Source organism: Desulfacinum hydrothermale DSM 13146 (assembly GCF_900176285.1).
In the GTDB taxonomy this organism is placed as follows: domain Bacteria; phylum Desulfobacterota; class Syntrophobacteria; order Syntrophobacterales; family DSM-9756; genus Desulfacinum; species Desulfacinum hydrothermale.
This window is the reverse complement of the sequence record NZ_FWXF01000012.1, coordinates 1-23,393: the sequence shown is the minus strand read 5'-3', so window position 1 is coordinate 23,393 and position 23,393 is coordinate 1. Positions and strand designations below refer to the sequence as shown.

21 protein-coding genes, 2 tRNA genes and 1 pseudogene are annotated in these 23,393 nt (G+C 62.0%); 19 read left to right on the top strand and 5 right to left on the bottom strand.

Translation table 11 applies throughout. From position 1 onward, the window contains the following. Positions 1-26: 26 nt before the first annotated feature. From B9A12_RS11045 to cysQ, 3 genes are all read right to left on the bottom strand, one after another. Complete coding sequence (locus tag B9A12_RS11045; protein WP_084057957.1) at positions 27-314, bottom strand: hypothetical protein; 288 nt, start codon at positions 312-314, stop codon at positions 27-29. A gap of 155 nt (positions 315-469) precedes the next feature. Further along, on the bottom strand, positions 470-1,831 hold the full coding sequence (locus tag B9A12_RS11040) for a TrpB-like pyridoxal phosphate-dependent enzyme (protein ID WP_084057956.1): 1,362 nt from the start codon (positions 1,829-1,831) through the stop codon (positions 470-472). A gap of 407 nt (positions 1,832-2,238) precedes the next feature. Continuing rightward, positions 2,239-3,054 (bottom strand): 3'(2'),5'-bisphosphate nucleotidase CysQ, encoded by an 816-nt coding sequence (gene cysQ / locus B9A12_RS11035; RefSeq protein WP_084057955.1) that lies wholly within the window; start codon positions 3,052-3,054, stop codon positions 2,239-2,241. A 165-nt stretch (positions 3,055-3,219) separates the two neighbouring features. On the opposite strand from cysQ, the gene rpsB reads away from it, so the two are divergent. From rpsB to B9A12_RS10970, 13 genes are all read left to right on the top strand, one after another. Then, positions 3,220-4,065, top strand: a complete 846-nt coding sequence (gene rpsB / locus B9A12_RS11030; protein ID WP_084057954.1) for a 30S ribosomal protein S2 — start codon at positions 3,220-3,222, stop codon at positions 4,063-4,065. Between the two features lie 88 nt (positions 4,066-4,153). Next, entirely contained in the window at positions 4,154-4,747 is a 594-nt protein-coding gene (gene tsf / locus B9A12_RS11025) for a translation elongation factor Ts (RefSeq protein ID WP_245802428.1), read from the top strand. Positions 4,748-4,816: 69 nt separating this feature from the next. Further along, the gene (pyrH, locus tag B9A12_RS11020) at positions 4,817-5,554 is read left to right on the top strand and encodes a UMP kinase (RefSeq protein ID WP_084057953.1); all 738 of its coding nucleotides are present in this window, start codon (positions 4,817-4,819) and stop codon (positions 5,552-5,554) included. Then, positions 5,544-6,101, top strand: a complete 558-nt coding sequence (gene frr / locus B9A12_RS11015; RefSeq protein ID WP_084057952.1) for a ribosome recycling factor — start codon at positions 5,544-5,546, stop codon at positions 6,099-6,101. The genes pyrH and frr overlap by 11 nt, the downstream gene beginning before the upstream one ends. A gap of 9 nt (positions 6,102-6,110) precedes the next feature. Further along, positions 6,111-6,848, top strand: a complete 738-nt coding sequence (gene uppS, locus B9A12_RS11010) for a polyprenyl diphosphate synthase (RefSeq protein WP_084057951.1) — start codon at positions 6,111-6,113, stop codon at positions 6,846-6,848. Positions 6,849-6,875: 27 nt separating this feature from the next. Next, complete coding sequence (locus B9A12_RS11005; RefSeq protein ID WP_084057950.1) at positions 6,876-7,700, top strand: phosphatidate cytidylyltransferase; 825 nt, start codon at positions 6,876-6,878, stop codon at positions 7,698-7,700. Between the two features lie 132 nt (positions 7,701-7,832). Continuing rightward, the gene (locus B9A12_RS11000; RefSeq protein WP_084057949.1) at positions 7,833-9,020 is read left to right on the top strand and encodes a 1-deoxy-D-xylulose-5-phosphate reductoisomerase; all 1,188 of its coding nucleotides are present in this window, start codon (positions 7,833-7,835) and stop codon (positions 9,018-9,020) included. Between the two features lie 39 nt (positions 9,021-9,059). Then, the gene (gene rseP / locus B9A12_RS10995) at positions 9,060-10,154 is read left to right on the top strand and encodes an RIP metalloprotease RseP (RefSeq protein ID WP_212636913.1); all 1,095 of its coding nucleotides are present in this window, start codon (positions 9,060-9,062) and stop codon (positions 10,152-10,154) included. An 84-nt stretch (positions 10,155-10,238) separates the two neighbouring features. Beyond that, positions 10,239-10,943, top strand: a complete 705-nt coding sequence (gene tsaB, locus B9A12_RS10990; RefSeq protein ID WP_084057948.1) for a tRNA (adenosine(37)-N6)-threonylcarbamoyltransferase complex dimerization subunit type 1 TsaB — start codon at positions 10,239-10,241, stop codon at positions 10,941-10,943. A gap of 40 nt (positions 10,944-10,983) precedes the next feature. Next, complete coding sequence (locus B9A12_RS10985) at positions 10,984-11,658, top strand: YkgJ family cysteine cluster protein (protein WP_139796597.1); 675 nt, start codon at positions 10,984-10,986, stop codon at positions 11,656-11,658. After that, on the top strand, positions 11,649-12,983 hold the full coding sequence (der, locus tag B9A12_RS10980; RefSeq protein WP_084057946.1) for a ribosome biogenesis GTPase Der: 1,335 nt from the start codon (positions 11,649-11,651) through the stop codon (positions 12,981-12,983). The genes B9A12_RS10985 and der overlap by 10 nt, the downstream gene beginning before the upstream one ends. Continuing rightward, positions 12,980-14,224: an ABC transporter substrate-binding protein gene (locus tag B9A12_RS10975; RefSeq protein WP_084057945.1), complete on the top strand. Its 1,245-nt coding sequence runs from the start codon at positions 12,980-12,982 to the stop codon at positions 14,222-14,224. Before der ends, B9A12_RS10975 begins: the two co-directional genes overlap by 4 nt. 110 nt (positions 14,225-14,334) lie before the next feature. Beyond that, positions 14,335-14,410, top strand: a tRNA-Lys gene (locus B9A12_RS10970). 148 nt (positions 14,411-14,558) lie between these two features. On the opposite strand, the pseudogene B9A12_RS17955 reads toward B9A12_RS10970, so the two are convergent. After that, positions 14,559-16,094, bottom strand: a pseudogene (locus B9A12_RS17955) (hybrid sensor histidine kinase/response regulator); the annotation flags it as partial. A 778-nt stretch (positions 16,095-16,872) separates the two neighbouring features. On the opposite strand from B9A12_RS17955, the gene B9A12_RS10950 reads away from it, so the two are divergent. From B9A12_RS10950 to B9A12_RS10925, 6 genes are all read left to right on the top strand, one after another. Beyond that, entirely contained in the window at positions 16,873-17,655 is a 783-nt protein-coding gene (locus B9A12_RS10950; RefSeq protein ID WP_084057944.1) for a DUF4197 domain-containing protein, read from the top strand. A gap of 583 nt (positions 17,656-18,238) precedes the next feature. Next, positions 18,239-18,859, top strand: coding sequence for a nitroreductase family protein (locus B9A12_RS10945; protein WP_084057943.1), 621 nt, complete (start codon positions 18,239-18,241; stop codon positions 18,857-18,859). Between the two features lie 177 nt (positions 18,860-19,036). Further along, positions 19,037-19,114: transfer RNA gene (locus tag B9A12_RS10940), tRNA-Glu, on the top strand. 64 nt (positions 19,115-19,178) lie between these two features. Beyond that, entirely contained in the window at positions 19,179-20,615 is a 1,437-nt protein-coding gene (locus B9A12_RS10935) for a TIGR01777 family oxidoreductase (RefSeq protein WP_084057942.1), read from the top strand. A gap of 348 nt (positions 20,616-20,963) precedes the next feature. Further along, on the top strand, positions 20,964-22,085 hold the full coding sequence (locus B9A12_RS10930; protein WP_084057941.1) for a hypothetical protein: 1,122 nt from the start codon (positions 20,964-20,966) through the stop codon (positions 22,083-22,085). A gap of 283 nt (positions 22,086-22,368) precedes the next feature. Next, a complete protein-coding gene (locus B9A12_RS10925) occupies positions 22,369-22,737 on the top strand; it encodes a hypothetical protein (protein ID WP_084057940.1) in 369 nt (122 codons plus the stop codon). Positions 22,738-22,970: 233 nt separating this feature from the next. Here the strand turns inward: B9A12_RS10925 and B9A12_RS10920 are convergent, their stop codons facing one another. Then, entirely contained in the window at positions 22,971-23,171 is a 201-nt protein-coding gene (locus tag B9A12_RS10920) for a hypothetical protein (RefSeq protein ID WP_084057939.1), read from the bottom strand. Positions 23,172-23,393: the final 222 nt, after the last annotated feature.

Sequence of the window (23,393 nt, the reverse complement as noted above, 5' to 3'; positions counted from 1 at the left end):
CGAAGGCTCCTTCAATGGGATGGAGGTCACTGGGCGGAGGGCTCACGGCGTGTTTTGGCCGCCTCGATGGCTTCCAGAAGAGAATCCACCCGGGTCTTGGGCGCCGTGGAAAAGACGGCATCCCACTGTTCCGGGGTGAGGAGGTGGCGCAGAATCAATTCGGCATTGAATCGATGCTGCCAGCAGGCCAGGGTTCGGGGGCAGGGAAGCGTTCCGGTCTCCCGGCGGCAGTAGCCGAAGGCAACCTGATGTCCCAGCTTGGGGCATCGCCCTTCCAATGCGTCTATCTTTTCCAGGAGTTGATCCAATGTCATCTTATGCTCCCATGGGAGGTGGCGCGGAGTCTGTCCCCTGCGGGCTGAGGGGCGCCGGCCCCGTTCAAGCGCCTGTCCGTCTTGTGCCGGTGGGGCCGTGGGGGGCGATCAGAGGGGGCTGGCCGTCCGCCCCCACGGCTCCTCACGCATGGTGGTTACGGCTTGGGGAAGGCATCCGTGGTGGCCAGGGCCCGCTGGATCTCCTCGTCCGGGAGCTCATAGCGGGTGAGCTTCCCCGACAAGAAGGCGTCGTAACTGGCCATATCCACAAACCCATGACCGCTCCAATTGAAGAGGATCACCTTTTCCTTTCCTTCTTCTTTGGCCCGTAGAGCTTCCTGCACCACGGCGGCGATGGCGTGGGTCGTTTCGGGTGCCGGGATGAAGCCTTCCGTTCGAGCCCACTGGATTCCCGAGGTGAAGGTTTCGATCTGGTCGAACGCCCGGGCTTCGATGAGCTTTTCTTCCAGGAGATGGCTCACGATGGGGGCCATGCCGTGGTAGCGGAGGCCGCCGGCGTGGATGGGGGCCGGTATGAAATCGTGGCCCAGGGTGTGCATGGGCAACAGGGGGGTGGTCATGGCGGTGTCGCCGAAGTCGTAGCGGAAGGGCCCCCGAGTGAGCGTGGGGCAGCTGGTGGGTTCAGCGGCCACCACGGTCACGTCCTTGCCGTGGATCTTGTCGCGAACGAAGGGCAGGCAGAGGCCGGCGAAGTTGGACCCGCCCCCGGCGCATCCCAGGACCACGTCCGGGTAAAGTCCCAGCTTTTCCATCTGTTTCTGAGTTTCCAGGCCGATGATGGTCTGGTGGAGCAGCACGTGGTTCAGTACGCTTCCCAGCGAATAACGGGCCTTCGGGTCGCCCACCGCGTCTTCGATGGCTTCGCTGATGGCGATTCCCAGGCTGCCGGGGGAATCGGGATTTTGGGCCAGGATCTTTCGGCCCGCTTCCGTTCGGTCGCTGGGGCTGGGGATGCACTCGGCGCCCCAGGTCTGCATCATCAGACGACGGTAGGGCTTCTGATTGTAGCTCACCTTCACCATGTACACGCGGCATTCCAGACCGAACATCTGGCAGGCCATGCTGAGAGCGCTACCCCACTGGCCGGCGCCGGTTTCCGTGGCCAGCCGTTTGATGCCAAACTCCTTGTTGTAGTAGGCCTGAGCCACGGCGGTGTTGGGCTTGTGGGAACCCGGTGGGCTCACGCCCTCGTTCTTGTAGAAGATCTTGGCGGGGGTTCCCAGCGCCTTCTCCAGGTTTCGGGCTCGATAGAGCGGCGTGGGCCGCCAAATGGCGTACTTTTCCAACACGGGTTCGGGGATTTGAATCCAGCGCTCCGTGGCCATTTCCTGTTCGATGAGATTCATGGGAAAGACCGGCGCCAGATCTTCGGGCTTCACGGGTTGTCCCGTGGCCGGATGAAGCGGCGGGCGCATGGGGGTGGGAAGATCGGCCAGAATGTTATACCACTGGCGGGGCATCTCCGATTCGTCCAGAAAAACTTTGATCTGTTCCATGTCTCCTCCTTGGATTCATTGGTGTTGATTCGCCCCAACGAAGAAGGCCGCGGGGCTTTCACCCCGCGGCCTTGTCTTCTTAAAAAAAACAAACCGTGGGGGAGTGGCCTCACCCACGGTTTCCATGCCTTATGGAAAGGACCGACCGGTGGGCAGGCTCATGTCCAAGCCTGCCACCACCACATCCCGTGCGGGATGCGCCTTGCGTTTGTCCTGTCGAAATGCAAAATCATCGTGACCTCTCTAGAGCCGTTTCGCACGCCAACGCAACCCTGGTACCACGCCCGGCAGCAGCCTGTCAAATGCAATTCCACGGGGACACGGTCGGCGTTTCTTCCTGGGCGGCCCGCCGATTCCGGCCGGGGTCTTACCCCGGGTCTCCAATGGGTTTAGATGCCTGGGATTCCTTACCCTTCCCGGGCCACACGGCCTGCCGCTTCCAGGATTCCCGTTTCGGCCAGCCATTCCAGGCTGGGCGCCACCAGAAAGTAGCCATTGATGAGATCCTTCTTGTTGTAGGCCAGCGGCTTGCCCAACGGGTCCACCACCACGCCGCCCGCCGCCAGCACCACGGCATGGCCGGCCCCCGTGTCCCATTCCCAGGTGGGACCGAATCGGGGGTAGAAGTCCGCTTCGCCGGCCGCCACGGCGCAGAACTTGAGGGCGCTTCCCCGGGGCAGGCGCTCATGGGGCGGTAAGAGGCTGAAAAAAGTCTCCATGGCTGGAGTGGGATGGGACCGGGTGGCCACGATGACCAGCTTGTCGCCCGCCTTGGGTGGGGCGATCTTCAAGGGACGGGTTCCGTGGGCTGTCTTTTCCCAGGCACCGTCTTGCACGTCTCCCACGAAGAGCCGGTCCGCCTCCGGCACGTAGACCATGCCGAATCGGGGGGCCCCTTCCTCGATCAAGGCCACGTTGATGGTGAACTCTCCATTGCGCTTGATGAATTCCTTGGTGCCGTCCAAGGGGTCCACCAGCCAGAACCGCTGCCACCGGCTCCGAACCTGGTAGTCGATGGTTTTGCCCTCTTCGGAGAGTACGGGGATGTGGGGCGTGATCCGGCCCAGGCCTGCGCTGAGAATCTCGTGGGACTTGCGGTCCGCCAGGGTCAGGGGCGTGCGGTCTTCTTTGGTGGTGACGGCGAAATCCGATCGGTACACGTCCAGGATGGCCCGTCCGGCTTCCCTGACCAGGGCTTCCAACTCGGTGGCAAATGGCTGCATTCCAGATTTCCTCTCTTTCTCATTTCCCTGTTGCACTGGTGCGGTGCCCTATGATATGGAACCTCGGTTCAACACAAAACGCACATCCCGCGAGCCTTTTGGTGCCTGAGCCGGTGGGGCCGGGTCCGTCGCGGGATGGAGGCCCAACCAGAAGGAGGTTTGTGAATGTCGGTCGTTACCATGAAGCAGCTTCTCGAATCGGGTGTCCATTTCGGGCACCAGACCCGCCGCTGGAACCCCAAGATGAAACCCTACATCTTCGGGGCCCGCAACGGTATCTACATTATCGACCTGCAGCGCACGGTCAAGCTTTTCCGCACGGCCTACAAGTTTATGGTGGATGTGACCGCAGCCGGTGAAAACGTGCTTTTCGTGGGCACCAAGCGCCAGGCCCAGGACACGATCCGGGAGCAGGCCCAGCGGTGCGGCATGTTCTACGTCAATCACCGCTGGCTGGGCGGCATGCTCACCAACTTCAAGACCATCAAGCTGCGTATCGACCGGCTCAAAGAGCTGGACGCCATGTTTGAAGACGGAAGTGTCAACCGTTTTCCCAAAAAGGAAGTGCTCCGCCTGGCCCGCGAACGGGAAAAGCTGGAAAGGAATCTGGGCGGCATCAAGAACATGACCCGGCTTCCCGGGGCGGTCTACGTGGTGGACCCGCACAAAGAGAAGATCGCCGTGGCCGAGGCCAATCGGCTGGGCATCCCCGTGGTGGCCATTGTGGATACCAACTGCGATCCGGACGTGATCGACTATCTCATTCCCGGTAATGACGACGCCATTCGGGCCATCAAGCTCATCACCACGCGCATCGCCGATGCGTGCGCGGAAGGGCGTCAGCAGTTCGAAGAATCCCGCCAGGCCGAAGGCGACAAGGAAGAGAAAGATCAGCAAGAGGTGCCTGCGGGCAAGCTGCTCCAGGAAGAAGAAGGCGGTCCCGAGGTGGAGATCGTCAATCCGGCGGAGGAGACTCCGGCCGCGGCGCCGGCCCCCCAGGCAACCGAGTAATCTTCGACACAGACAACAAGCGAAGGAACATGCCCAACGGCGGATGGACCATCCGCCGTTGGTGTGAAAAGGGACAAGGAGGAGACCGTTGGAAATCACAGCTGCCATGGTTCGGGAACTGCGTGAAAAGACCAACTCCGGCATGATGGACTGCAAGAAGGCCTTGCAGGAAACCGGCGGGGATCTGGAAAAGGCCGTCGATCTGCTTCGCAAGAAGGGACTGGCCACGGCCATGAAGCGTGCCGGTAAGGAAGCCACCGAGGGGGCCGTCCAGGCTTACATCCACGCGGGCGGCAAGATCGGTGTGCTGGTGGAAGTGAATTGCGAAACGGACTTTGCAGCCCGAAGCGAGGACTTCCAGACCTTTGTCAAGGACGTGGCCATGCAAATCGCCGCCACCAGCCCACTGGGGGTCACGCGCGAGGACGTGCCCCAGGATGTGGTGGAGCGCGAGCGGGCCATCCTGGTGGAGCAGGCCAAGGAGTCGGGCAAGCCGGAGAACATCGTGGAGAAGATGGTGGAAGGCCGCATGCGCAAGTTCTATGAAGAGAACGTGCTGATGGAGCAGGCCTTCGTCAAGGATCCCGACAAGACCATCGAAGAATACCTGAACGAGCTGGTGGCCAAGACGGGAGAGCGCATTGTGATCCGCCGTTTCACCCGGTATCAGCTGGGAGCCTGAGACGACAAGACATGCCATCGGGGGGCCGGAGATGCCCCCCGATCCTGTTTGAAGGAAGGATGTTTCGCTGTGGCCAAGGATGCCCCGATTTATCGCCGAGTGTTGCTCAAGTTGAGCGGCGAGGCCCTCATGGGCGACGGCAACTACGGGATCGAACCCCGCGTCATCGAAGAGATTGCGGAAGAGATCGCCCAGGTACACCGTCTGGGTGTGGAGATGGCCCTGGTGATCGGGGGCGGTAACATCTTTCGCGGAGTGTCCGCCGCTTCCCAGGGCATGGATCGGGCCACCGCCGACTACATGGGGATGCTGGCCACGGTGATGAACGCCCTGGCCCTGCAGCAGGCCCTGGAAAGGCGCGGTGTGACCACCCGCGTCCAGTCGGCCATCGATATGAAGGAGGTGGCTGAACCCTACATCCGGCGTCGCGCCATCCGCCATCTGGAAAAGGGGCGGATCGTCATCTTCGCTGCAGGGACCGGCCTGCCGTTTTTCACCACGGATACGGCGGCCGCGCTCCGGGCGGTGGAGATTGGGGCGTCGGTGCTGCTCAAAGCCACCAAGGTGGACGGGGTCTACGACTCGGACCCCATGAAGGATGCCGGCGCTCGTAAGTACGATCGGGTGACCTTCAGCGAGGTGCTGCAGAAAAATCTCAAGGTCATGGACGCCACCGCCATCTCCATGGCCCGGGATCACAATCTGCCGGTGATCGTTTTCAGTTTGAGAAAGAGGGGCAATATCCACAAGGTGGTTGTGGGACAAACCGTTGGAACGTTGGTGGAGGGAGGTGCCGATGCTGAATGATGTCTATGCCGACGCAAGAGACCGGATGCAGAAAGCCCTCGGCAACCTGGATCGGGAATACAAGCGCCTGCGCACAGGGCGGGCCTCCGTGGCCTTGGTGGATGGTATCAAGGTGGAATACTACGGCACACCCACGCCCCTGAACCAACTGGCCACGCTCACCATCCCTGAGCCGCGCACCATCATGGTCCAGCCGTGGGACCAGAGTTGCATTGGGGACGTGGAAAAGGCCATCCTCAAGTCGGAATTGGGCCTGACTCCCATGAACGACGGCAAGGTGATCCGCATCAACGTGCCGCCGCTGACCGAGGAGCGTCGCAAGGAGCTGGTCAAGCTGGTCAAAAGAATGGCCGAAGAGGCCAAGGTGGCCGTGCGCAACATCCGCCGCGACGCCAACGAAATGATCAAGGACCTGAAGAAGGAAAAAGAGATCTCCGAGGACGATCAGTTCAAGGGCCAAGAGGAAGTTCAGAAGATCACAGACGAGTTCATCAAGAAGATCGATGAGCTGAGCGCGGCCAAGGAAAAAGAGATCCTGGAGATCTAAGAAGGCGTCATGGATCGTCTGGACCCGAACCGACTGCCGCGCCACGTGGCCATCATCATGGATGGCAACGGCCGCTGGGCCAAGAAACGGTTGCTCAACCGAGTGGCGGGCCATGAAGAAGGGACGGAGTCCGTCCGGGCTGTCATCGAAACCGCCCGCCGAGTGGGCATCCCCTACCTGACCCTCTATGCCTTTTCCAAGGAGAACTGGCAGCGGCCCGCGCACGAAGTGCAGGCGCTATGGCGGCTGCTGCACCGGTTCATCCGTTCCGAACGGCCCCAGTTGCTGGAAAAGCAAATCCGCGTCCGCCATTTCGGTGACCCGGAAGGGATCCCGGAAGAGGTGTATGCGGAGTTTTCGTCCCTGATCCAGGAAACGGCCGGATTCGACAAACTCACCGTCAATCTGGCCCTGAACTACGGAGGGCGGCAGGAAATCCTGCGGGCCGCCGCCCTCTTTGCCGAAGACGTGCGTTCCGGCCGGCGAAAGGCATCCGAGCTGTCCCAGGAGGTGTTCCAGGGCTATCTCTTTACGGCGGACACCCCGGAATTGGATCTGCTCATCCGCACCAGCGGAGAGTGCCGGGTGAGTAACTTCCTGCTGTGGCAACTGGCCTATGCGGAAATCCACATCACCGAAACCCTGTGGCCGGATTTTCGGGAACCGCAATTTGTGGAAGCCCTGATCGATTACCAAAGGCGGGAACGGCGTTTCGGCAAGATCAGCGAACAAGTGAGCCGGGGCTGACCCCCTGAACACCGCATTGGGGTGAGGATGGAACGGTGGAGTTCACATGCCAAGCGATGGGTGACGGGGCTGGGATTGGCGTTGCCGCTCATCGCCTTGCTGGCGTGGGGACCCTTGTGGCTGTGGGCCGCGGTGGTGACGGCGGCAGCCTGTATGGGCCTTTGGGAATATGAAAACATGGTTCAGGAGCGGGTGCCGCCCAGGCCGTGGTGGATTTTCTGCCTGGGCACGGGAGCTCTCTTTCCCCCGGCGGCCTATTTCCTGGGGCCCGTGGGGCTCCTGGCCGCGGCGGTGGGGTCGGTCTTTGTCATGCTCCTGGTCCAACTGGCCCAAGCTCCCCTGACCCGTCCCGCTTTGGCCCGGGGCCTGTCCAGCCTGGGCGGGTGGATGTACGTCTGTCTCCCCTTGAGTTTCGTTCTGCTCCTGGGAACGCTGCCCCACGGCCGGGCCTGGGTCTTTTATGTGTTGGTTATTATCGTGGCCGGAGATACGGGGGCCTTCTATACCGGGCGACGGTTCGGCCGGCGCAAGCTCTACGAGGCGGTGAGCCCGAAGAAGACCATGGAAGGGTCCGCGGGAGGGCTGGCGGCCAGCATGGCGGTGGGAACCGCCTTTGGCCTGGCGTTCCTGCACGAAAGCGGGGCCGGTGCGCTCCATTTCCTGCTTCTCTCAGCGGTGGTGGAACTGGTGGGTCAGGTTGGGGACCTGATGGAGTCCCTTCTCAAGCGCATGGCGGGTGCCAAGGATTCCAGCAACCTGCTGCCCGGTCATGGAGGGCTGCTTGACCGCTTGGACAGCCTGCTTTTTGCCTTCCCGCTCACTTGGTTTTTCGCCGAAAGGCTTTATCATTAGCGTGAAACGATCTGCACTCCAGGGGCCGTTGCGGCGGCCTTGAGGTTCTGCTGGGCGGGCCGGAGAGCGGATGGGTTCAGCCAGAACGCGGCGGTCTGGGCGCCGCGAACATCTTTTGAAGATACGGGTGACATGAAACGACTCACAATCCTTGGCAGCACCGGCTCCATCGGGGTCAGTACCCTGGAGGTGGTCGGCCAGTTTCCGGACGCGTTCCAGGTGGTGGGCTTGGGCGCCGGGCGCAATGTGCGCCTCCTGGCGGACCAAATCCGCGCCGTTCGCCCCCTGTGTGTGGCCGTTCTGGATGAAACGGCGGCCGGCGAGCTGGCCGGGCTTTTGGGGCCCGACGATCCGCACCCGGAGATCCTGTGGGGCCCGGAAGGTTACCGGCGTGTGGCCACCCTGGACTCCGCTCACATGGTGGTGTCCGCGATCGTGGGGGCGGCCGGCTTGTTGCCCACCCTGGCGGCCATCGACGCGGGCAAGGATATCGCCCTGGCCAACAAGGAAACCCTGGTCATCGCCGGTCAGGTGGTCATGGAGCGGGTGGGGCGCCGGGGCGTGCGGCTTTTTCCCGTGGACAGCGAGCACAGTGCCATCTTCCAGGCCCTGCAGGGAAATCCCAAAAAAGCGCTCAAGCGGATCCTGCTCACAGCCTCCGGAGGTCCCTTTTTCGGCAGCACGGCGGAGCGGCTGGAATCGGTGACCCCCCAAGCGGCGCTGCGTCATCCCAACTGGGCCATGGGCCCCAAGATCACCATCGATTCGGCCACCCTCATGAACAAGGGCCTGGAGGTCATCGAGGCGCACTGGCTGTTCCAGGTGCCTGTGGAGACCATCCACGTGCACATTCACCCGGAGAGCATCATCCATTCCATGGTGGAATATGTGGACGGATCGGTCATCGCCCAGATGGGCGTGCCGGACATGAAGATTCCCATCGCTTACGCCCTGTCTTATCCCGATCGCCTGCCGGTGTCGGCTCCCACCCTGGATCTCTTCGACCTGGGGACCCTGACCTTTCATCCACCGGATATGGAGGCCTTTCCTTGTCTTCGCTTGGCCTATGAAGCGGCCGAGGCGGGCGGAACCCTGCCGGCCGTGCTCAATGCAGCCAACGAGGTGGCCGTTCAGGCCTTTCTGGACGGGGCTCTGGGATTCATGGACATCCCGCGTCTCATTGAAGAAGTGATGGCCGCCCATCCGGTGGAGCCGGCCGACAGCGTGGAGCGGATCCTGGATGCCGATCGGTGGGCGCGGGAAAAGGCGCGGGATTTCGTGCTCCACAGGGGCTATGCCCCAAGCGCCCAGGCGCTCTAAGAGCCCGGGAGGGCGACGGACTCACGCGGGAAGGAGGACATGGAATTGCTGACAACGATCCTATCCACAGCCGTGGTGCTGGGGGTTTTGATCTTCGTGCATGAATTGGGGCACTTTCTGGTGGCGCGCTGGGCCGGCGTGACCGTGCTCCGCTTCTCCCTTGGTTTCGGGCCCAGGGTCTTCGGCATTCAACGGGGAGAGACGGACTACTGCGTGTCTGCGGTGCCCCTGGGCGGCTATGTGAAGATGCTGGGCGAGGATCCGGAAGAAGAAGTGGAGGAGGCCGATAGGGAACGGAGCTTTTCCCATCAGCCGGTCAAGAAGCGATTGGCCATCGTTTTGGCCGGTCCCCTTTCCAACGTGGTCCTGGCGATTGTCCTCTTTGCCGTGGTTTTCGGCGTCTTCGGCCTGCCGCATCTGACCACGGAAATCGGTACCGTGACGAAAGCCTCTCCCGCCGCCCAGGCCGGGCTGCAGCCCGGCGATAAGGTCCTTTCCATCAACGGAAAGGAGCTGGAGGACTGGGACGCCCTGTCCGAAACGATCCAGCAGGAGGGCACCCGGCCTCTGGACGTGATGGTGGAACGAAACGGCGAGGTGTTGCACTTTAGGGTCACTCCCCAGGTCCAGGAAGTGAAAAACATCTTCGGAGAGCCGATTCAAAGGCCCGTCATCGGGATCACGGCGGCGGGATCTTACCGAGTGGAACGGATCAATCCCTTCAAGGCCCTCTACTACAGCCTGGAACAGACCTGGACCTTGAGCAAGCTCTTCTTCCTGACCATCGTGAAGCTGATTGAGCGGGTGTTGCCCATGGAAACGCTGGGCGGGCCCATCCTGATCGCCCAGATGGCGGGACAGCAGGCCCAGGAAGGGCTCATGAACTTCCTGCACTTCATGGGGCTCATCAGCATCAACCTGGCGATCCTGAACCTGCTTCCCATCCCGGTTCTGGACGGAGGACACATCTTCTTCTTCTTGTTGGAAGCGATGCTGGGCCGCCCCATCAGCGTGCGCAAGGTGGAGTTGGCTCAAAAAGTGGGGCTCTTCGTGCTCATCGTGCTCATGGTGTTCGTCTTCTACAACGACATCATGCGGCTGCTGCCCAAAGGCCCCGGTGTTCCGGCTCCTTAGGAGCTGGGCCTTCTCGGACAAGCTCCTAGCCGAAGCGTACCGAAAACACCTTTGGGCCGGCGAGATACGACGGAATATGGACAGATGAAGATTCTAGCGGTGGACACTTCAACCCTTTCGGGCAGCGTGGCCCTCTGCACGGAAGAACGCGTGGTGGCCGAGTGGTCGCTGGTGTCGGCCCAAACCCACAACCGGCGACTGCTTGCCGGCGTGGATCGCATCCTGGGCGATGCCGGCTGGGATCTGGAGGAGGTGGACGCCTTCGCCGTCACGGTGGGCCCGGGAAGCTTCACCGGCATACGCATCGGGTTGAGCACCCTGAAGGCCATGGCGTGGGCCCTGGGTAAGCCCCTTTGCGGTGTTACCACCTTGGAAGCGCTGGCCGCTCCGTTGGCGGTGTCCTCGCTCCCGGTCTGTCCCATGGTGGACGCCCGGAAAAAGGAAATCTACGCAGCCTTGTATCGGCCCAAGGCTCCGGAGGAGCTGATCGAGGAACGCCCCCCGTCGGCGCTGTCTCCGGAGGCGGTGCTCGAATGGGTGCAGGAACCCGTCTGGGTCTGCGGGGACGGGTGGCTGGAATATGGATCGATGTTGCGAAAGCGCCTGGGCGATCGACTGCTGGATCCCGGGCCCGCCTACCACGGGATTCGGGCGGCCCATGTGGGTCGGATCGCCTTGAAAAAACTGGCGGCGGGGGTTCCAACGAATCCAGCGGAAATTGTGCCCACCTACATCCGTCCGTCCGAAGCGGAAATCAACCACCCCCATCTGGCCCGCTCCCTTGCTTGACAGATCGGTGCCTTTCATGCATTCCAGACCACGTCCAGGCATGAAAACGCGAAGGTCGGCGCGGGGATGGCACCGTATTCTGCGCCACCGCGCCTTTCCCCTCACCTATCTGGAAAGGAACCTGGCCCGGCTGATCCAGGAAGGCCAGGACGCCCGACGACCGGTGCGATACCGGCGGGCCCTTTGGGCGAGCGTGGTGGGGCAGAGGGCGTGCTGGTTCGTGGAGTTGACGCAGGATGTGAACGCCGAGGGGCAGAACGGCGAGGGAAACGACGCTGCCGGCCGTGCCGGCGCCCGCGAGGAACCGATCGAAGCCTATTGCGATCGTTGCGGCATGTGTTGCGAGATCGCCAGCGGATATCCGGATTTTTCCAGCGCTCCCGGCCTTTCGGATGCCTGGAAAAGACTTTTTCGGGAGGGGCTGGGGCCGGGACACCGTTTCTGCCCGTTCCTCCTGGAGGACAGGGCTCGAGGGCGGAGCGCCTGCGCCATTCATCCCAGGCGCCCCAATCCCTGCCGTATCTTCGAGGCCGACGAATGCCGGGCGCTCAAGGCCGAGGTGGCAGTGGAACGGGCTTCGAACCGCGCGGTTCCGCCCGTGACCCGACGAACGATCCGCCGGCTGGTGGAAACCATGCCGGCTTTCATAAGACCGAAACGACACCGAGATGCGGTCATGTCCCGGTGGATACGGAGAATCAGACCATGTCCGTAGTGGCCATCGTGGGACGCCCCAACGTGGGCAAATCCACTCTTTTCAATAGAATCTGCCGGAGACGCCAGGCCCTGGTGGACGACTTCCCCGGTGTGACCCGGGACCGCCTGACCACTTCCGTGGAAGTGGAAGGGCGCCGCTTTGTGCTCATGGACACGGGGGGGTTCTTGAGCGGAGATCCCACCGACTTTGCTGAGCAAACCCGCCGCCAGGTGCTGCTGGCCCTGGACGAGGCGGACGCGATTATCTTTTTGGCCGATGCCAAAGCGGGGCTGCATCCTGGAGACGAAGAACTGGTGAACATCCTTCGCCGCTCTGATAAGCCGGTCTTCTACGCCGTCAACAAGGTGGACGGGCGGGAACAGGAGATCCACGCCGCGGAATTCTTCGGCCTGGGTACCGATCGGCTCTACAGTGTGAGCGCGGCCCATGGCTATGGAGTTCGGGAGCTCCTGGAAGATGTGATTGCGGCTCTGCCGGAAGAATGGGCCGACGATCCCCAGGACCCCGATCCGCCGGTGCGGGTTTCCGTGGTGGGGCGGCCCAACGCGGGAAAATCCACACTGGTGAACGCCCTTTTGGGCGAACAGCGGGTGATCGTCAGCCCCGTGCCGGGAACGACCCGGGATGCCGTGGATACCCCTCTGGAGTGGGAGGGGCGCCGTTTCGTGCTCATCGACACGGCGGGGATCCGACGCAAGGGGAAAACCCGGGAAAAGCTGGAAAAGCTGAGTGTCATCAAGGCGTTGGATAGTATCGATCGGAGTCATGTGGCGGTGCTGATGGTGGACGCCGTGGAGGGGGTGACCGACCAGGACCTGCACATCGGCGGCACCATTCAGGAAAGGGGGCGCGGGTGCGTCATCGCGGTCAACAAGTGGGACGCCTTTGAAAAGGACCTCAAACGCATCCGGATGTTCATGCAGGATCTGCGGGACCGCTTCCGCTTCCTGCCCTTTGCCCCTATCCTCACCATCAGCGCTCTCAAGGGCAAACGCGTGTCCCGTGTGCTTCCCTCGATCCTGGAAGTCTTCGACCAGTACAACCTTCGTGTGAACACGGGAATGGTCAATCGGGTCCTTGCGGACGCCCTGGAAAAGCATGAACCGCCGTTGGTGTCCGGCAGGCGCCTCAAGTTCTATTACGCCACCCAGCCCTCCACCCGTCCGCCCACCTTCGTGCTCTTTTGCAACTACCCGGATCGGGTCCACTTTTCCTACCAAAGATTTCTCACCAACCAGTTTCGGGAGGCCTTCGGGATGGACAAGACCCCCATTCGTCTTCTCTTCCGGGAGCGCGCCCGGCGTGGGGAGAACCGCTCATGACGGGCCGTGGCACCCCTTTGTGGCGGCCGAAGAAACGGCGCTGGGGACGCCGGGTTCTGCTCCTGATCCTTGTCGTGGGCCTGGGCTGGTGGTGGCTGGGTTCCCATGCCCCTCCGCCCCCGGACGGGTCCCCCAAGCCGGCGTCGGTGGAGTCGATCCCCGGTGAAGGTCCGGACTCTGGATCGGGGGGCTCCCAAGGTCCGGAACAAAAGCGCGCACCCGTGCCCGAGCGAAGAAGGATCCTTGCCGTCTTGCCCTTGAGCGGGCCGTTTGCCGGGCAAGGGGAAAGGATTCGCCAGGGGATGGAACTGGCTCGGAAGGAATGGCTTCCGGACGGCCCCCAGCTGGATTTTCTGGACGGATGGCAGGAGCCCCAAGTCTTGGAGGAAAAGCTGGCTCGGCGGCTGAAGGAACCGGATCTTTACGCCCTGCTGGTGCACCTGCCGGTGGAACGCCTGGAGGCCTTGACCCGCCGGGCCGCCTCGGCCGGGGTTGTGGTGGTGTCCGTGGCGAACACCCACCAGCGGCTCGCCGCCGATGAGCACCTGCTCTCCTTTCTCGGCTCCGACGAGGCGGAGGCCCGCGAGGCGGCTCGACTGATCGTGGAGCGCTACGGGAAAGGGGACATGACCGTCGTCGAGGAACCCAGTGCCTATGGGACCTTCTTTTCCTCCCACTTTCGACGGCAGGCGCAAGAGCGGGGTCTTTCCGTTCATCGCGTGGTCCTGAATCCGGGAGAGCTGCCGCCCCCAGACCTGCCGAAACAGTCCCAGAAGATCCTTCTTGCCGGTTCGCCCGCCTGGGCGGCGGATGTGGTGGCGGCCCTTGAATCGGCCGGCTACCGTGGTCTCTACTTCGTGCCCCACACCTTCGGGATGGATTACGTGGCGGATCTTTTCTCGGGAGTGATGGATCGCGTCCGTTTCGTGCTTCCGCTGACGGTGAAGGTCAACGGGGAGAGCGATGCGGCCTTTCGCCAGGCCTATCGCCGCAGCTACTGGAAGGAACCCGGATGGTTGTCCCGCGCGGGCTACGATTGCGCCCGGTGGATCGCCGCCCAGGTGGGCGCGGCCGGCGCATCTCGAGAGGCTTTTGGCGCCGGGCTTCTTTCCGGGGAAGTGGAGAACGCTTCCGGGGAGGGCGTTGGCGGCCCCTTCCGTCTGGACGGGCCGGGAAAAGTGATTCGTACCTACAGCCTGGCTGCCTTGACCAAGGGTGTTTGGGTGTCCATAGACCAGTGATTCCATGGGCTTGAGATGCCCGCAAGGCATGGAATTGCGCCTTGACAGGCCCTGGGGATCGTGTTAGGAAACCCCGTCTTTGCCAAGGCGGGATGCCGAGAGCAACCAAAGGGCCGTTAACTCAGTTGGTAGAGTATCTGCCTTTTAAGCAGAGAGTCGCAGGTTCGAGTCCTGCACGGCCCACCAAAAAACGATCAAACAAAAAGCCGATCCCTTTGGGGTCGGCTTTTTGTTTGGAACCATTTTGAGAGAGCGCCGGCGGGCCATTCCCTTCAGCTTTTTGTTTGAGTTGCGCTTTGGTGCAGGCGTCCAGGGTCTTGCGAACGGCGAAAGCCAGTTCTTCGGTCGTAAAGGGCTTTCTGAGAACCGAGTGAATACCGATCCTTCGCATCTCCTGCATGTTGATCTCCTCCAAATGGCCGGTAATGAGAAGAATGGGAAGATCCGGAAATTGTTGATTGACTTCCAGGGCCAAGCGGTCCCCCGTCATCTCCGGCATCAGGAGGTCCGTCACCAGGAGATCCACGTTGTCCGGGCCTTCCAGGATCGCTTGGAGGCAAGGTTCGGGGAGTTCAAAAGCACGAACCGCGTAGCCTAGTTTCTCCAAAACTTGCCTGGCCATGTCCAGGAACTCCGGCTCGTCGTCCACCAAAACAATCCGCTCCTTGCCGTGCGGTAGAACCGGTTTTTCCGCTTCGTCCCGATCCAGTTCCGCCTTTTCTTTTCGGGGCAGATAGACGGTAAAGACCGTTCCCTCTCCGGGCTGGGAGGCCACGTCGATGGCTCCTCCATGCTTTCGCACGATGGTCTGAACGCTCGCCAGACCCAGCCCCGTTCCTTCTCCGGGGGACTTGGTGGTGAAGTAGGGATCGAAGGCCCGTTCCAGGACGTGTTTCGTCATCCCTTCACCGGTGTCTTCCACTCGGATTTCCACATAGCTGCCGGGATTCAAGGTGGAGATGGCCACAGGGACTTGGTGGTCCACCTGGGTGGATCGGACGGAAAGGCGCAGCCTTCCCCCCGTTTTGCGCATGGCGTGGCCCGCATTGGTGCACAGATTCAGGAGCACCTGATGGATCTCGGTGGGATCGGCTTCCACGCAAGCGTCCCTGTCTTGCAGGTCTTGCTCGATGGCGATCGTGGGCGGAAGGGCCGCGCGCATGAATTTGATGACTTCCTTCACCAAAGGGACGATCCAAAGCCGTTCTGTTTCTCCCGGGTGCTGGCGGCTGATGGATAGAATCTGTTGCACCAGGTCCTTGGCCCGCATGCCGGCCTTCCGGATCTGTTCCGCGTTCCGGCAAAGCTCTCCTTCCGGCGGACAGTCCAGGAGAACCAGGTCGGCATAGCCCATGATGGCGGACAAGATGTTGTTGAAGTCATGGGCGATGCCGCCCGCCAAGGTTCCCAAAGCTTCCATCTTTTGGGCCCGGAGCAGGCTGTGTTCCAGCTGTTGGGCCCTCTCCAGCGCCTCCGTGTAGCGGGTGATGTCCAGGACGGAGAAAACCACATTTTGGTGCGGATGTTGCCTATCCATGGGTGCGTAGGCCAGCAGGGCGTGGAAGATGGTGCCGTCGCGCCTCTTGCCACGGGTACGGGTCATGCCCGTTCCCTTCTCTTGGATGTGCTTGTAGATGGTCTTTCCGGCCCTTTCAAATTCCGCTTCGTCCGCATAGCAGCAAAGCGAACTTTGGCCCACCAGCTCTTCTTTCCCGTATCCGAGCATGCGGCACAGTCGTTCGTTCACAAACGTGAAACGCCGGTCGGATATCACGCCGACCCCAACGGGAAGGGCGCGGAAAAGGGTCTTCAGGAAACGCTCCTTCTCATCCAGCTCTTGCCAGGCCTTCTGGGATTTTCTTCTTTCCATCCGGCTATGAAAGGCGGTCAGGCGACTTCGGGCCAGCTCGCCGATAAGCATGGCCAAGGGGGTTTCCCAAGGGGTTTCCGGAAGGAAGTTGGCTGCCAAGAAGCCCGTGACGCCTCCTTCCGGTTCCAAGCTCACGACCAGATCGCAGCTATCACACTCCTCGTCCGCAAAGGGGCAGGCGCTGCAGCGCTTTTTGGGGGGACAGATGGTTTTCCAGGGATGGGATTCCTGCGCTTGGACAAAGCAGGGTGGCCACTCCAAAGGCGCGTCCGGCGTCTCGGTCCGGGGATCCAGAGAACCGGGGAAGCCCTCTCGCGCCAAGGCCGAGGGGCGCTTTTCCTCGTCCAGAAACACCAAGGCGCAGCGGGAGAAAACGCCCTTTTCGCGAAGGCATCGGCAGACGGCCTGGGCCAGGACCTGGGGATCGTCTTCAAGGGCAACGGCCTGGTTGACGGCCTGCAAAGCGGTGAGGAGCCGCTCCAGGTAAGTCGGGGGAATGGGACCGGTTAAAGTATGAAATCCGCTCGGTGCGTGCAACGCGAGAGCTCCTTTCTCGTTGGCCGGCGGTTGTGTTCCAAATGATCCCAAGGGGCCAGGTCGTGGCCTATCTTACCTGGGAACTTTCGGGCGGCATCAGGGGCAGGCGGCTCAATGGGATCACGTGGGGTGCCTGGCGAAGTCATTTATCCATTGCCATCTCACCATACCAACATATAATCAACCAGATCGACGGACGTCACCGCCCACCACGGTAACCTTTTTTATAGAGGAGATACGGATGCGGGACAAAGCATTTTTTCTAACCAGATGCGCAAGGTTTTGGGGGCTTTGTCTCCTGGCCGGTGTCCTGCTGGCGGCTTTAGGGCAAAGTCCCTGCCAGGCCGGCACCAACTGGCTTGAAAAGGGCAAGAGCTTTCTCGGCGGCGCAGCGACCGTGACCCCGCCTGGATCGTCGGGGCTCTCGGATGGAAGAATCTCTTCGGGTCTGAAAGATCTGCTGCGGGTGGCCTCGGAGAACGTGGTGGCGCGCCTGGGACACCCCGACGGGTTCAATCTGGATCCAGCCGTACACATCCCCCTTCCCGGACAGCTCGACACGGTCCGTTCGGTGCTTTCCAAGGTGGGCAAATCTCAGATGCTGGACGATTTGGAACTGCGCCTCAACAGGGCGGCGGAAGCGGCCGCGCCCAAGGCCAAGGACCTTTTCTTGGATGCCATTCGCGGGATGACCCTGGAGGATGTGAGAAAGATTTACGAGGGGCCGGACGATGCAGCCACCCGCTATTTCCGTTCCAAGATGTCCAAGCCCCTGGCTCAGGAGATGAGCCCCATTGTGTCGGAAAGCCTGCTGGAGGTGGATGCGCTCCAAAGCTACGATCGTGTCATGAAGGAATATCAGTCCGTGCCGTTCGTTCCAGACGCCCGGGCCAATCTCACGGAATACGTGACGGAAAAGGCCATGGACGGGATCTTCTACTACATGGGAAAGGAAGAGGCGGCCATCCGCCGGAACCCAGCCAAGCGCACCACGGATCTGCTGAAAGAACTCTTCGGATCGTGATGCGACCGGGGCGTCCCGCCGGGGTCTCCAGCCGATAGCATGCGCTGCTACTCTTTCGTGCCCGAACCGATCCGGGGTGGTTCTTTTTCCATTTCAAAAAAGACCACCTATTCCTTGGCTTCCGGTTCTTCCCATCGGATCGCTTAGACCTTCCGGCCAAGCTGTGCCACAAGTTCCCCCTCCTTGTTTCCTCCGACCTTCTTGAGAAAAAACCGCTTGCCCATGTCACCTGGGCCGTCTTCTTTGAACAGACAGGCGGCCGGGGGATTGGATCCCAGGTTGCGGTGGATTTGCCTTTTTGTATCGGGCGCTGTGTCCTTGATCGGTCATGATGGTTACCATCGTCAATGATTGGGTGGGACTGGGCCTGATGCCGGAAGGCCGGGAAAATCGGCCGCCGGGTGTCGCTGGCCGAAAGCCCGGCGTTGAGTTCCTTGGTCCGGCGGACGGCGGCGGCCAAAGCCCTGCCGGCGGGAAGGCGACATGAAGCCGAGCGCCGGAAGGGTGGCATACGCCGCCACGCCGGCATGCATGGCCCCTTGTTCAAGGTGGAAACATCAGCCAACGGAAAGGAGTCGGAAACATGGATTTGTTCGAAGCGATCGAAACCCGCCGGAGTGTACAGGAGTACCAACCCGGGCTGCGCATTCCCCGGGCCGATTGGGAAAAGATTTTCGCCTTGACCGTCCAGGCTCCGTCCTCCTGGAACCTGCAGCCCTGGAAGTTTCTGGTCATCGAAGATGAGGAGAAACGGGCCGCCATCCGGAAACTGGCGTGGGACCAGCCGAAGATCACGGATGCGTCGGCCTTGATCTGCGTCCTGGGAAATACCGATCCGCACGCCAACAAGAAGGAAGTCTTCGACCAGTGGGAAGCCAACGGGATCATTGATCGGGCCACCCATGAGCGGTGGATGAAAGCGGTGGGCGAGGTTTATCCCACGGACTACGAAAAGCACGAGTTTGCCATCCGAAATTCCAGCTTCGCTGCCATGACCCTGATGCTGGCCGCCTGGGGCCTGGGCTATGGCACGTCTCCCATGATCGGCTTCGACAAAAAGGCCGTGAGCGAACTTATTGGTGTGAAACCGCCCTGGATTCTCTCCTTCCTCCTCTCCATCGGCACACCGGCGCCCGGCTGGCCCTCCTTTCCCCGCCAGCAGCGTTACGGCTTCGACCAGGTGGTAGCCTTTGAAACCCTGTAGGCACCGTGTGCGGCCTTGCTTCGGCCGCCCGGTGGATCCCCCAGGGCGATGATCCAGCTCATGCTGGATACGAGGCTCCCTGCGATGCCGCGGCAAAGGTGCCCAAGAGATGGACCGTAGCGAGAAAAAGGGCTTGACACGCCCGAGGGGTCCTGGTATAGACGCCGAACGTTGCGTGTCCCCATCGTCTAGCCCGGTCCAGGACACCGGCCTTTCACGCCGGCAACGCCGGTTCAAATCCGGCTGGGGACGCCACCGACAATCCGAGGGCTCGGGAGAAATCCCGGGCCCTTTTTCGTTGGGAACACAGGGACGAAACATGGAAGGGGACTTTGGAAGGCGCAAGCGGGCGTCCGTTCGGCTTTTGAAAACGTCCTGCGTGGTGCCGGCGCCCCGGGACGAGGTCTTTCACTGGCACGCACGGCCCGGCGCCCTGGAACGGCTCACGCCGCCGTGGGAAAGGGTGGAGGTGCGGAAACGCTCCGGGGGAATCGAGCCCGGAGCGGAGGCTTTCCTGCGGGTCTGGCTGGGGCCGGTTCCCCTGGGCTGGCACGCGCGCCATACCGTGTGCGATCCCCCGCGGCTTTTCGTGGACGAGCAGGTGTCGGGACCTTTTGCCTCCTGGCGGCACGAACACCATTTCGAGGCGCTGAACCCGGGGGAAACCCTCCTGACGGATGAGGTGCGGTACCGCCTGAGAGGCCCCCGCTGGCTGCGCGACCGGCTGGACATGCACGTTCGCCGCCGCCTGGAGGGCACCTTCCGGTATCGCTATCGAACCCTCGTGGAAGACATACGGCTCATTCGGCAGTACGGCGTCCCGCCCCTTCGGGTCGTGGTGACGGGATCGGCCGGCGTCATTGGATCCCACCTGGTGCCGTTTCTTACCGCAGCCGGTCATGAAGTGGTCCGGCTGGTGCGCCGCCGGCCCAAGCCCGGACAAGGGGAGGTTTTCTGGGATCCCTACGCGGGGGTTCTGGACGTGGACGCCCTGGGTTCCGTGGATGCGGTGATCCACCTGGCCGGGGATCCCATCGGCTCAGGCCGATGGTCGGAGGGGAAAAAGCGTCGGATCCTGGAAAGCCGCACTCGTCCCACCCGGTTCCTGGCGGAGACCATGGCGCGGATGAAAGAGCCGCCGCGGGTGTTGGTGAGCGCTTCGGCGGTGGGGATTTACGGTGGCCGAGGCGATCGGCTGCTCATGGAGGAGGATCCCCCGGGGACGGGCTTTCTGAGCCAGGTCTGCCGTCGGTGGGAAGAAGCGGCGCAAGCCTTTGAGGGAGCCGGCCGGTTGGTGCGGGTGCGCATCGGCATCGCCCTCACGCCCCGGGGCGGCGCCCTGGCGGAGCTTCTTCCCGCCGCGCGATGCCGAGTGGTCCCCGTCTTCGGTTCCGGCCGGCAATTCTGGAGTTGGGTCCATGTGGACGACGTGGTCGGAGCAATCTATCATGCCCTGTGCACGGAATCGGTCCAGGGGCCGGTCAATGTGACGGCCCCGCAACCGGTGCGCCAGGAAGAATGTGTGCGGACGCTGGGACAGGTCCTGGGCGGCTGCGTCGTGGTGCGGATTCCGGAAAGGATCGTGGGGACTGCCATGGGCGAAAAGGGCCGGGAGATCCTCTTTTCGAGCGCTCGGGTGTTTCCCAGGCGGCTTCTTGCCACCGGGTACCGTTTCCGGTATCCAGATCTGGGGCAGGCCCTGGCGGCGCTTTTGGGGCGCACTGCCGGGAAAAATCCGGTAACAGAGCAGGAATGAAAAGATGGCACCCGGGACGGGCCGATTTCCCAAGGGCCGGCCGGCCGACGATCCGGATTGCGGCCCAGGAGGCCACTCCGCCAGGAGTCCGAAGAACGGTTCGTTCACATAACACCGGATGTCCCCGGCCCGGCCATGACACAAGATGTTCTCGCCTTATGTCAGGTTCTGCGGCGTTTTCGCCATGCGGCGGCGTCATCTGGAGGGGCGGGGTTCGTGAACCGCCCGTGAATCGCGGAGGCATGTTCCCACGGGAGAAAAAGCGCTCTCAGGCGGGTTTTTGAAAATCTTTCAGGCAACCGGGCCGTCTCCTGCAAGCAAACTTCCGCAAGAAAAGAAGGAAAAAACGTGTCCCGTTCGCTTCGATGGACCTTCTTCGTGCTCATGAGCTTGGCTCTGGGCTTTGGATTCCTGGATCGCTGGTGGGCCGGGGGGACCGCTCCCATGCCCTTGGAGCGTCTCCATATCTTCCTTTTCAATCTGTGCGCGGGCGGTACGATCCTGGTCTATCACTCGGAAGGGCGGGACCGCCTGACATGGCGAGGCACCGTCTTTCTGGTAATGTCGATGGCCTACGCCTTGGCCGCTTTCTTTTCCCTGTACGCTCTGTGCGTTCCCCTTGCCTGGGCCTTGAGCGCTCTCGTGGAAACCCTTCGCTGGCGGGTCTTCGGGGTCTTTCCCAGAGACTTTTTCGATCTTCGGGTTCGGGTGGCCCGAAAGTTTCACCAGGCCTCTTTGCTCTGCCTTTCCATCGGCCTCTTCCTCTCGGGGGTGGTGATTTTGAACAACCACTTTTTCCACTGGGTCCATTGGCCCCGGTTGGAACTGAGATCCTTCTTCCTGGGTTTTTCCTTTCCCCTGTCGCTCATCACCATGTCCGTCATGTTCCGCCTCATTCGCGAGCAGTTTCCCTCGGCCGTGCGCGTTCTCAAAAACGTGGCCTTCTGGACGGTCAATCTGGGGGTGATCCTCTTTTTCGTCTTCATCATCTTCGATTATTTCGGCCTGCAGCTGGTGGTCTCCTCGGTGCTCACCCTGTGCGTGCTGCTCATTTTCGGCCTCTACACCCGTTTGGGGCTTCCCGAACAGCAAAAGAATTTTCTCACTTCGGGGATCTGCTTTCTGCTCTTCACGGCCGTTACGGGCATCGCCTACATTGCCCTGCACTATGCCGGCCGCTACGATCCCGAAACCGGCGCTTTTCTGCTTCGGCTCCACGCCCTGGTCTCCCTGTATGGGTGGAACCTGAGCGGACTGACGGTGCTGTGCCGCTACCATGACTTTCCCATCCGCCTCCATTCCCGCCGGCTCATCGCGGGCCACTGGCTGACGGTGGCGGTCGCCGCGCCCCTGGGCTATACGGTGCCGATGGCGGCCCCCGTGGCCTGGATCGGCTTCGTGGCGGTGCTCTACGCCATCTTCTTCAGTGAGCCGGGTGCGGGGCGTTACGACGACCCCGTGGCGGCCTGAAGGGCCGTGTCAGGGACCCGATCTCAAGTTTTTCCCGCCATCGACCGATAAGAAGATGTGATGCTCAGGAGGCTGTCTGACAATGGCCTTTCAGCCTTTTCGGGAGATTTCTAAGTGGTTGAAATTCCACTGTGCTATGTGACGTTTGTTGAACTTTGTAGGGGCGGGTTCGAAACCCGCCCCCGCGGCGCCTTGGCTCACGAGCCGAACCTGTGCTAAACGTCAAAAAAACGTTTCATGAAGGGCTCCCGGGGCGTCTCCCCTTTTGCGGAGGGTGCGGATCATGTCCGGAATCGTTGTGGAAAAGAAAGACGGCAAGACCGTCATTACCGTGGTGCAAAAGGACGAGAAACCCCAGGAGAAAACCATGGAGTCGGATCGCACCGAGGCTGCGAATCCGCCCGAGGACGGGCGATCCCGTCGCACCTTCCTGCACGACGTGCTGGGTCGCCGCCTCATCTTCCACCTGACCACGGGGGAAGAAGTGGAAGGGATTTTGGACGGTTTCGACAAGGAATCGCTGCGCGTGGAAGATGCCTACCTGATGAGCGCCGAAAACGAAATCCGCTGCGATTGGATGATCCTGGAGCGCCGCCAACTTGTGTCCGTCTACCCGCCGGCCCGAACCCGCTCGAGACGCCGGGACGCTTGATCTTTCCATGACGCCTTGCCTGCTCGGCCGCCCCTTGCGGAAAAACGGATCCTTTCCCTGCTTTGGCCCCGCTGTCCCGTGGATCGCGAAGGCCATGGAGCTGCGCGATTGGGAAAGGAAGACGATGGGTTCGGTTCTTGACTGAACCCCGTTCACCTGCGATCCAGGGCGGGACTTGCACCGAGGGGGTGCGGACACCTTTTTCATTTTCCAAGGAGATGCAATAAGGGATGTCAACCCTGAAGCGACATCACCCATGTCGGCTGACTCCTACGCTGGCGAATGCCCGCGCCTGCGAGCCGCCGGCCCATCGCGGTACGGATCGTCTCGTCGTGCTCGCCCGCGTCAAGGGTGCGCTCGCTGCGCTCGCCGGCTTTACCGCCCTTGACGCGATCTGCGCGCGACGAGGCGCCATTAGCGCGGGCGATGGGCATACGGGTGCCTCCGGCGGGGGCTCCGGGCTCCAGGTTGCCTCGCCGCTGGTAGGGTGCTACCCTAGAGAAGCGGGCGGTCCGGGACCTCGAGTATGCCTGCGGGCCTTCACGGCGCGTCAGGATTTCTCCAATGGGGCATGGAGCGCCCGCAACCTGTTTCTACGCGGCCTTGGCCATGGCGGCGGCTTTGCGCATGCCGCGCATCGCCTTGTCGGCCGACCA

What these genes read in the sequence shown, in the direction of transcription:
- B9A12_RS11045 (WP_084057957.1), bottom strand. Translation starts at nt 314, where the DNA reads ATGACATTGGATCAACTCCTGGAAAAGATAGACGCATTGGAAGGGCGA.
- B9A12_RS11040 (WP_084057956.1), bottom strand. Translation starts at nt 1,831, where the DNA reads ATGGAACAGATCAAAGTTTTTCTGGACGAATCGGAGATGCCCCGCCAG.
- cysQ (WP_084057955.1), bottom strand. Translation starts at nt 3,054, where the DNA reads ATGCAGCCATTTGCCACCGAGTTGGAAGCCCTGGTCAGGGAAGCCGGA.
- rpsB (WP_084057954.1), top strand. Translation starts at nt 3,220, where the DNA reads ATGTCGGTCGTTACCATGAAGCAGCTTCTCGAATCGGGTGTCCATTTC.
- frr (WP_084057952.1), top strand. Translation starts at nt 5,544, where the DNA reads ATGCTGAATGATGTCTATGCCGACGCAAGAGACCGGATGCAGAAAGCC.
- uppS (WP_084057951.1), top strand. Translation starts at nt 6,111, where the DNA reads ATGGATCGTCTGGACCCGAACCGACTGCCGCGCCACGTGGCCATCATC.
- B9A12_RS11005 (WP_084057950.1), top strand. Translation starts at nt 6,876, where the DNA reads ATGGAACGGTGGAGTTCACATGCCAAGCGATGGGTGACGGGGCTGGGA.
- B9A12_RS11000 (WP_084057949.1), top strand. Translation starts at nt 7,833, where the DNA reads ATGAAACGACTCACAATCCTTGGCAGCACCGGCTCCATCGGGGTCAGT.
- rseP (WP_212636913.1), top strand. Translation starts at nt 9,060, where the DNA reads ATGGAATTGCTGACAACGATCCTATCCACAGCCGTGGTGCTGGGGGTT.
- tsaB (WP_084057948.1), top strand. Translation starts at nt 10,239, where the DNA reads ATGAAGATTCTAGCGGTGGACACTTCAACCCTTTCGGGCAGCGTGGCC.
- B9A12_RS10985 (WP_139796597.1), top strand. Translation starts at nt 10,984, where the DNA reads ATGAAAACGCGAAGGTCGGCGCGGGGATGGCACCGTATTCTGCGCCAC.
- der (WP_084057946.1), top strand. Translation starts at nt 11,649, where the DNA reads ATGTCCGTAGTGGCCATCGTGGGACGCCCCAACGTGGGCAAATCCACT.
- B9A12_RS10975 (WP_084057945.1), top strand. Translation starts at nt 12,980, where the DNA reads ATGACGGGCCGTGGCACCCCTTTGTGGCGGCCGAAGAAACGGCGCTGG.
- B9A12_RS10950 (WP_084057944.1), top strand. Translation starts at nt 16,873, where the DNA reads ATGCGGGACAAAGCATTTTTTCTAACCAGATGCGCAAGGTTTTGGGGG.
- B9A12_RS10945 (WP_084057943.1), top strand. Translation starts at nt 18,239, where the DNA reads ATGGATTTGTTCGAAGCGATCGAAACCCGCCGGAGTGTACAGGAGTAC.
- B9A12_RS10935 (WP_084057942.1), top strand. Translation starts at nt 19,179, where the DNA reads ATGGAAGGGGACTTTGGAAGGCGCAAGCGGGCGTCCGTTCGGCTTTTG.
- B9A12_RS10925 (WP_084057940.1), top strand. Translation starts at nt 22,369, where the DNA reads ATGTCCGGAATCGTTGTGGAAAAGAAAGACGGCAAGACCGTCATTACC.
- B9A12_RS10920 (WP_084057939.1), bottom strand. Translation starts at nt 23,171, where the DNA reads ATGCCCATCGCCCGCGCTAATGGCGCCTCGTCGCGCGCAGATCGCGTC.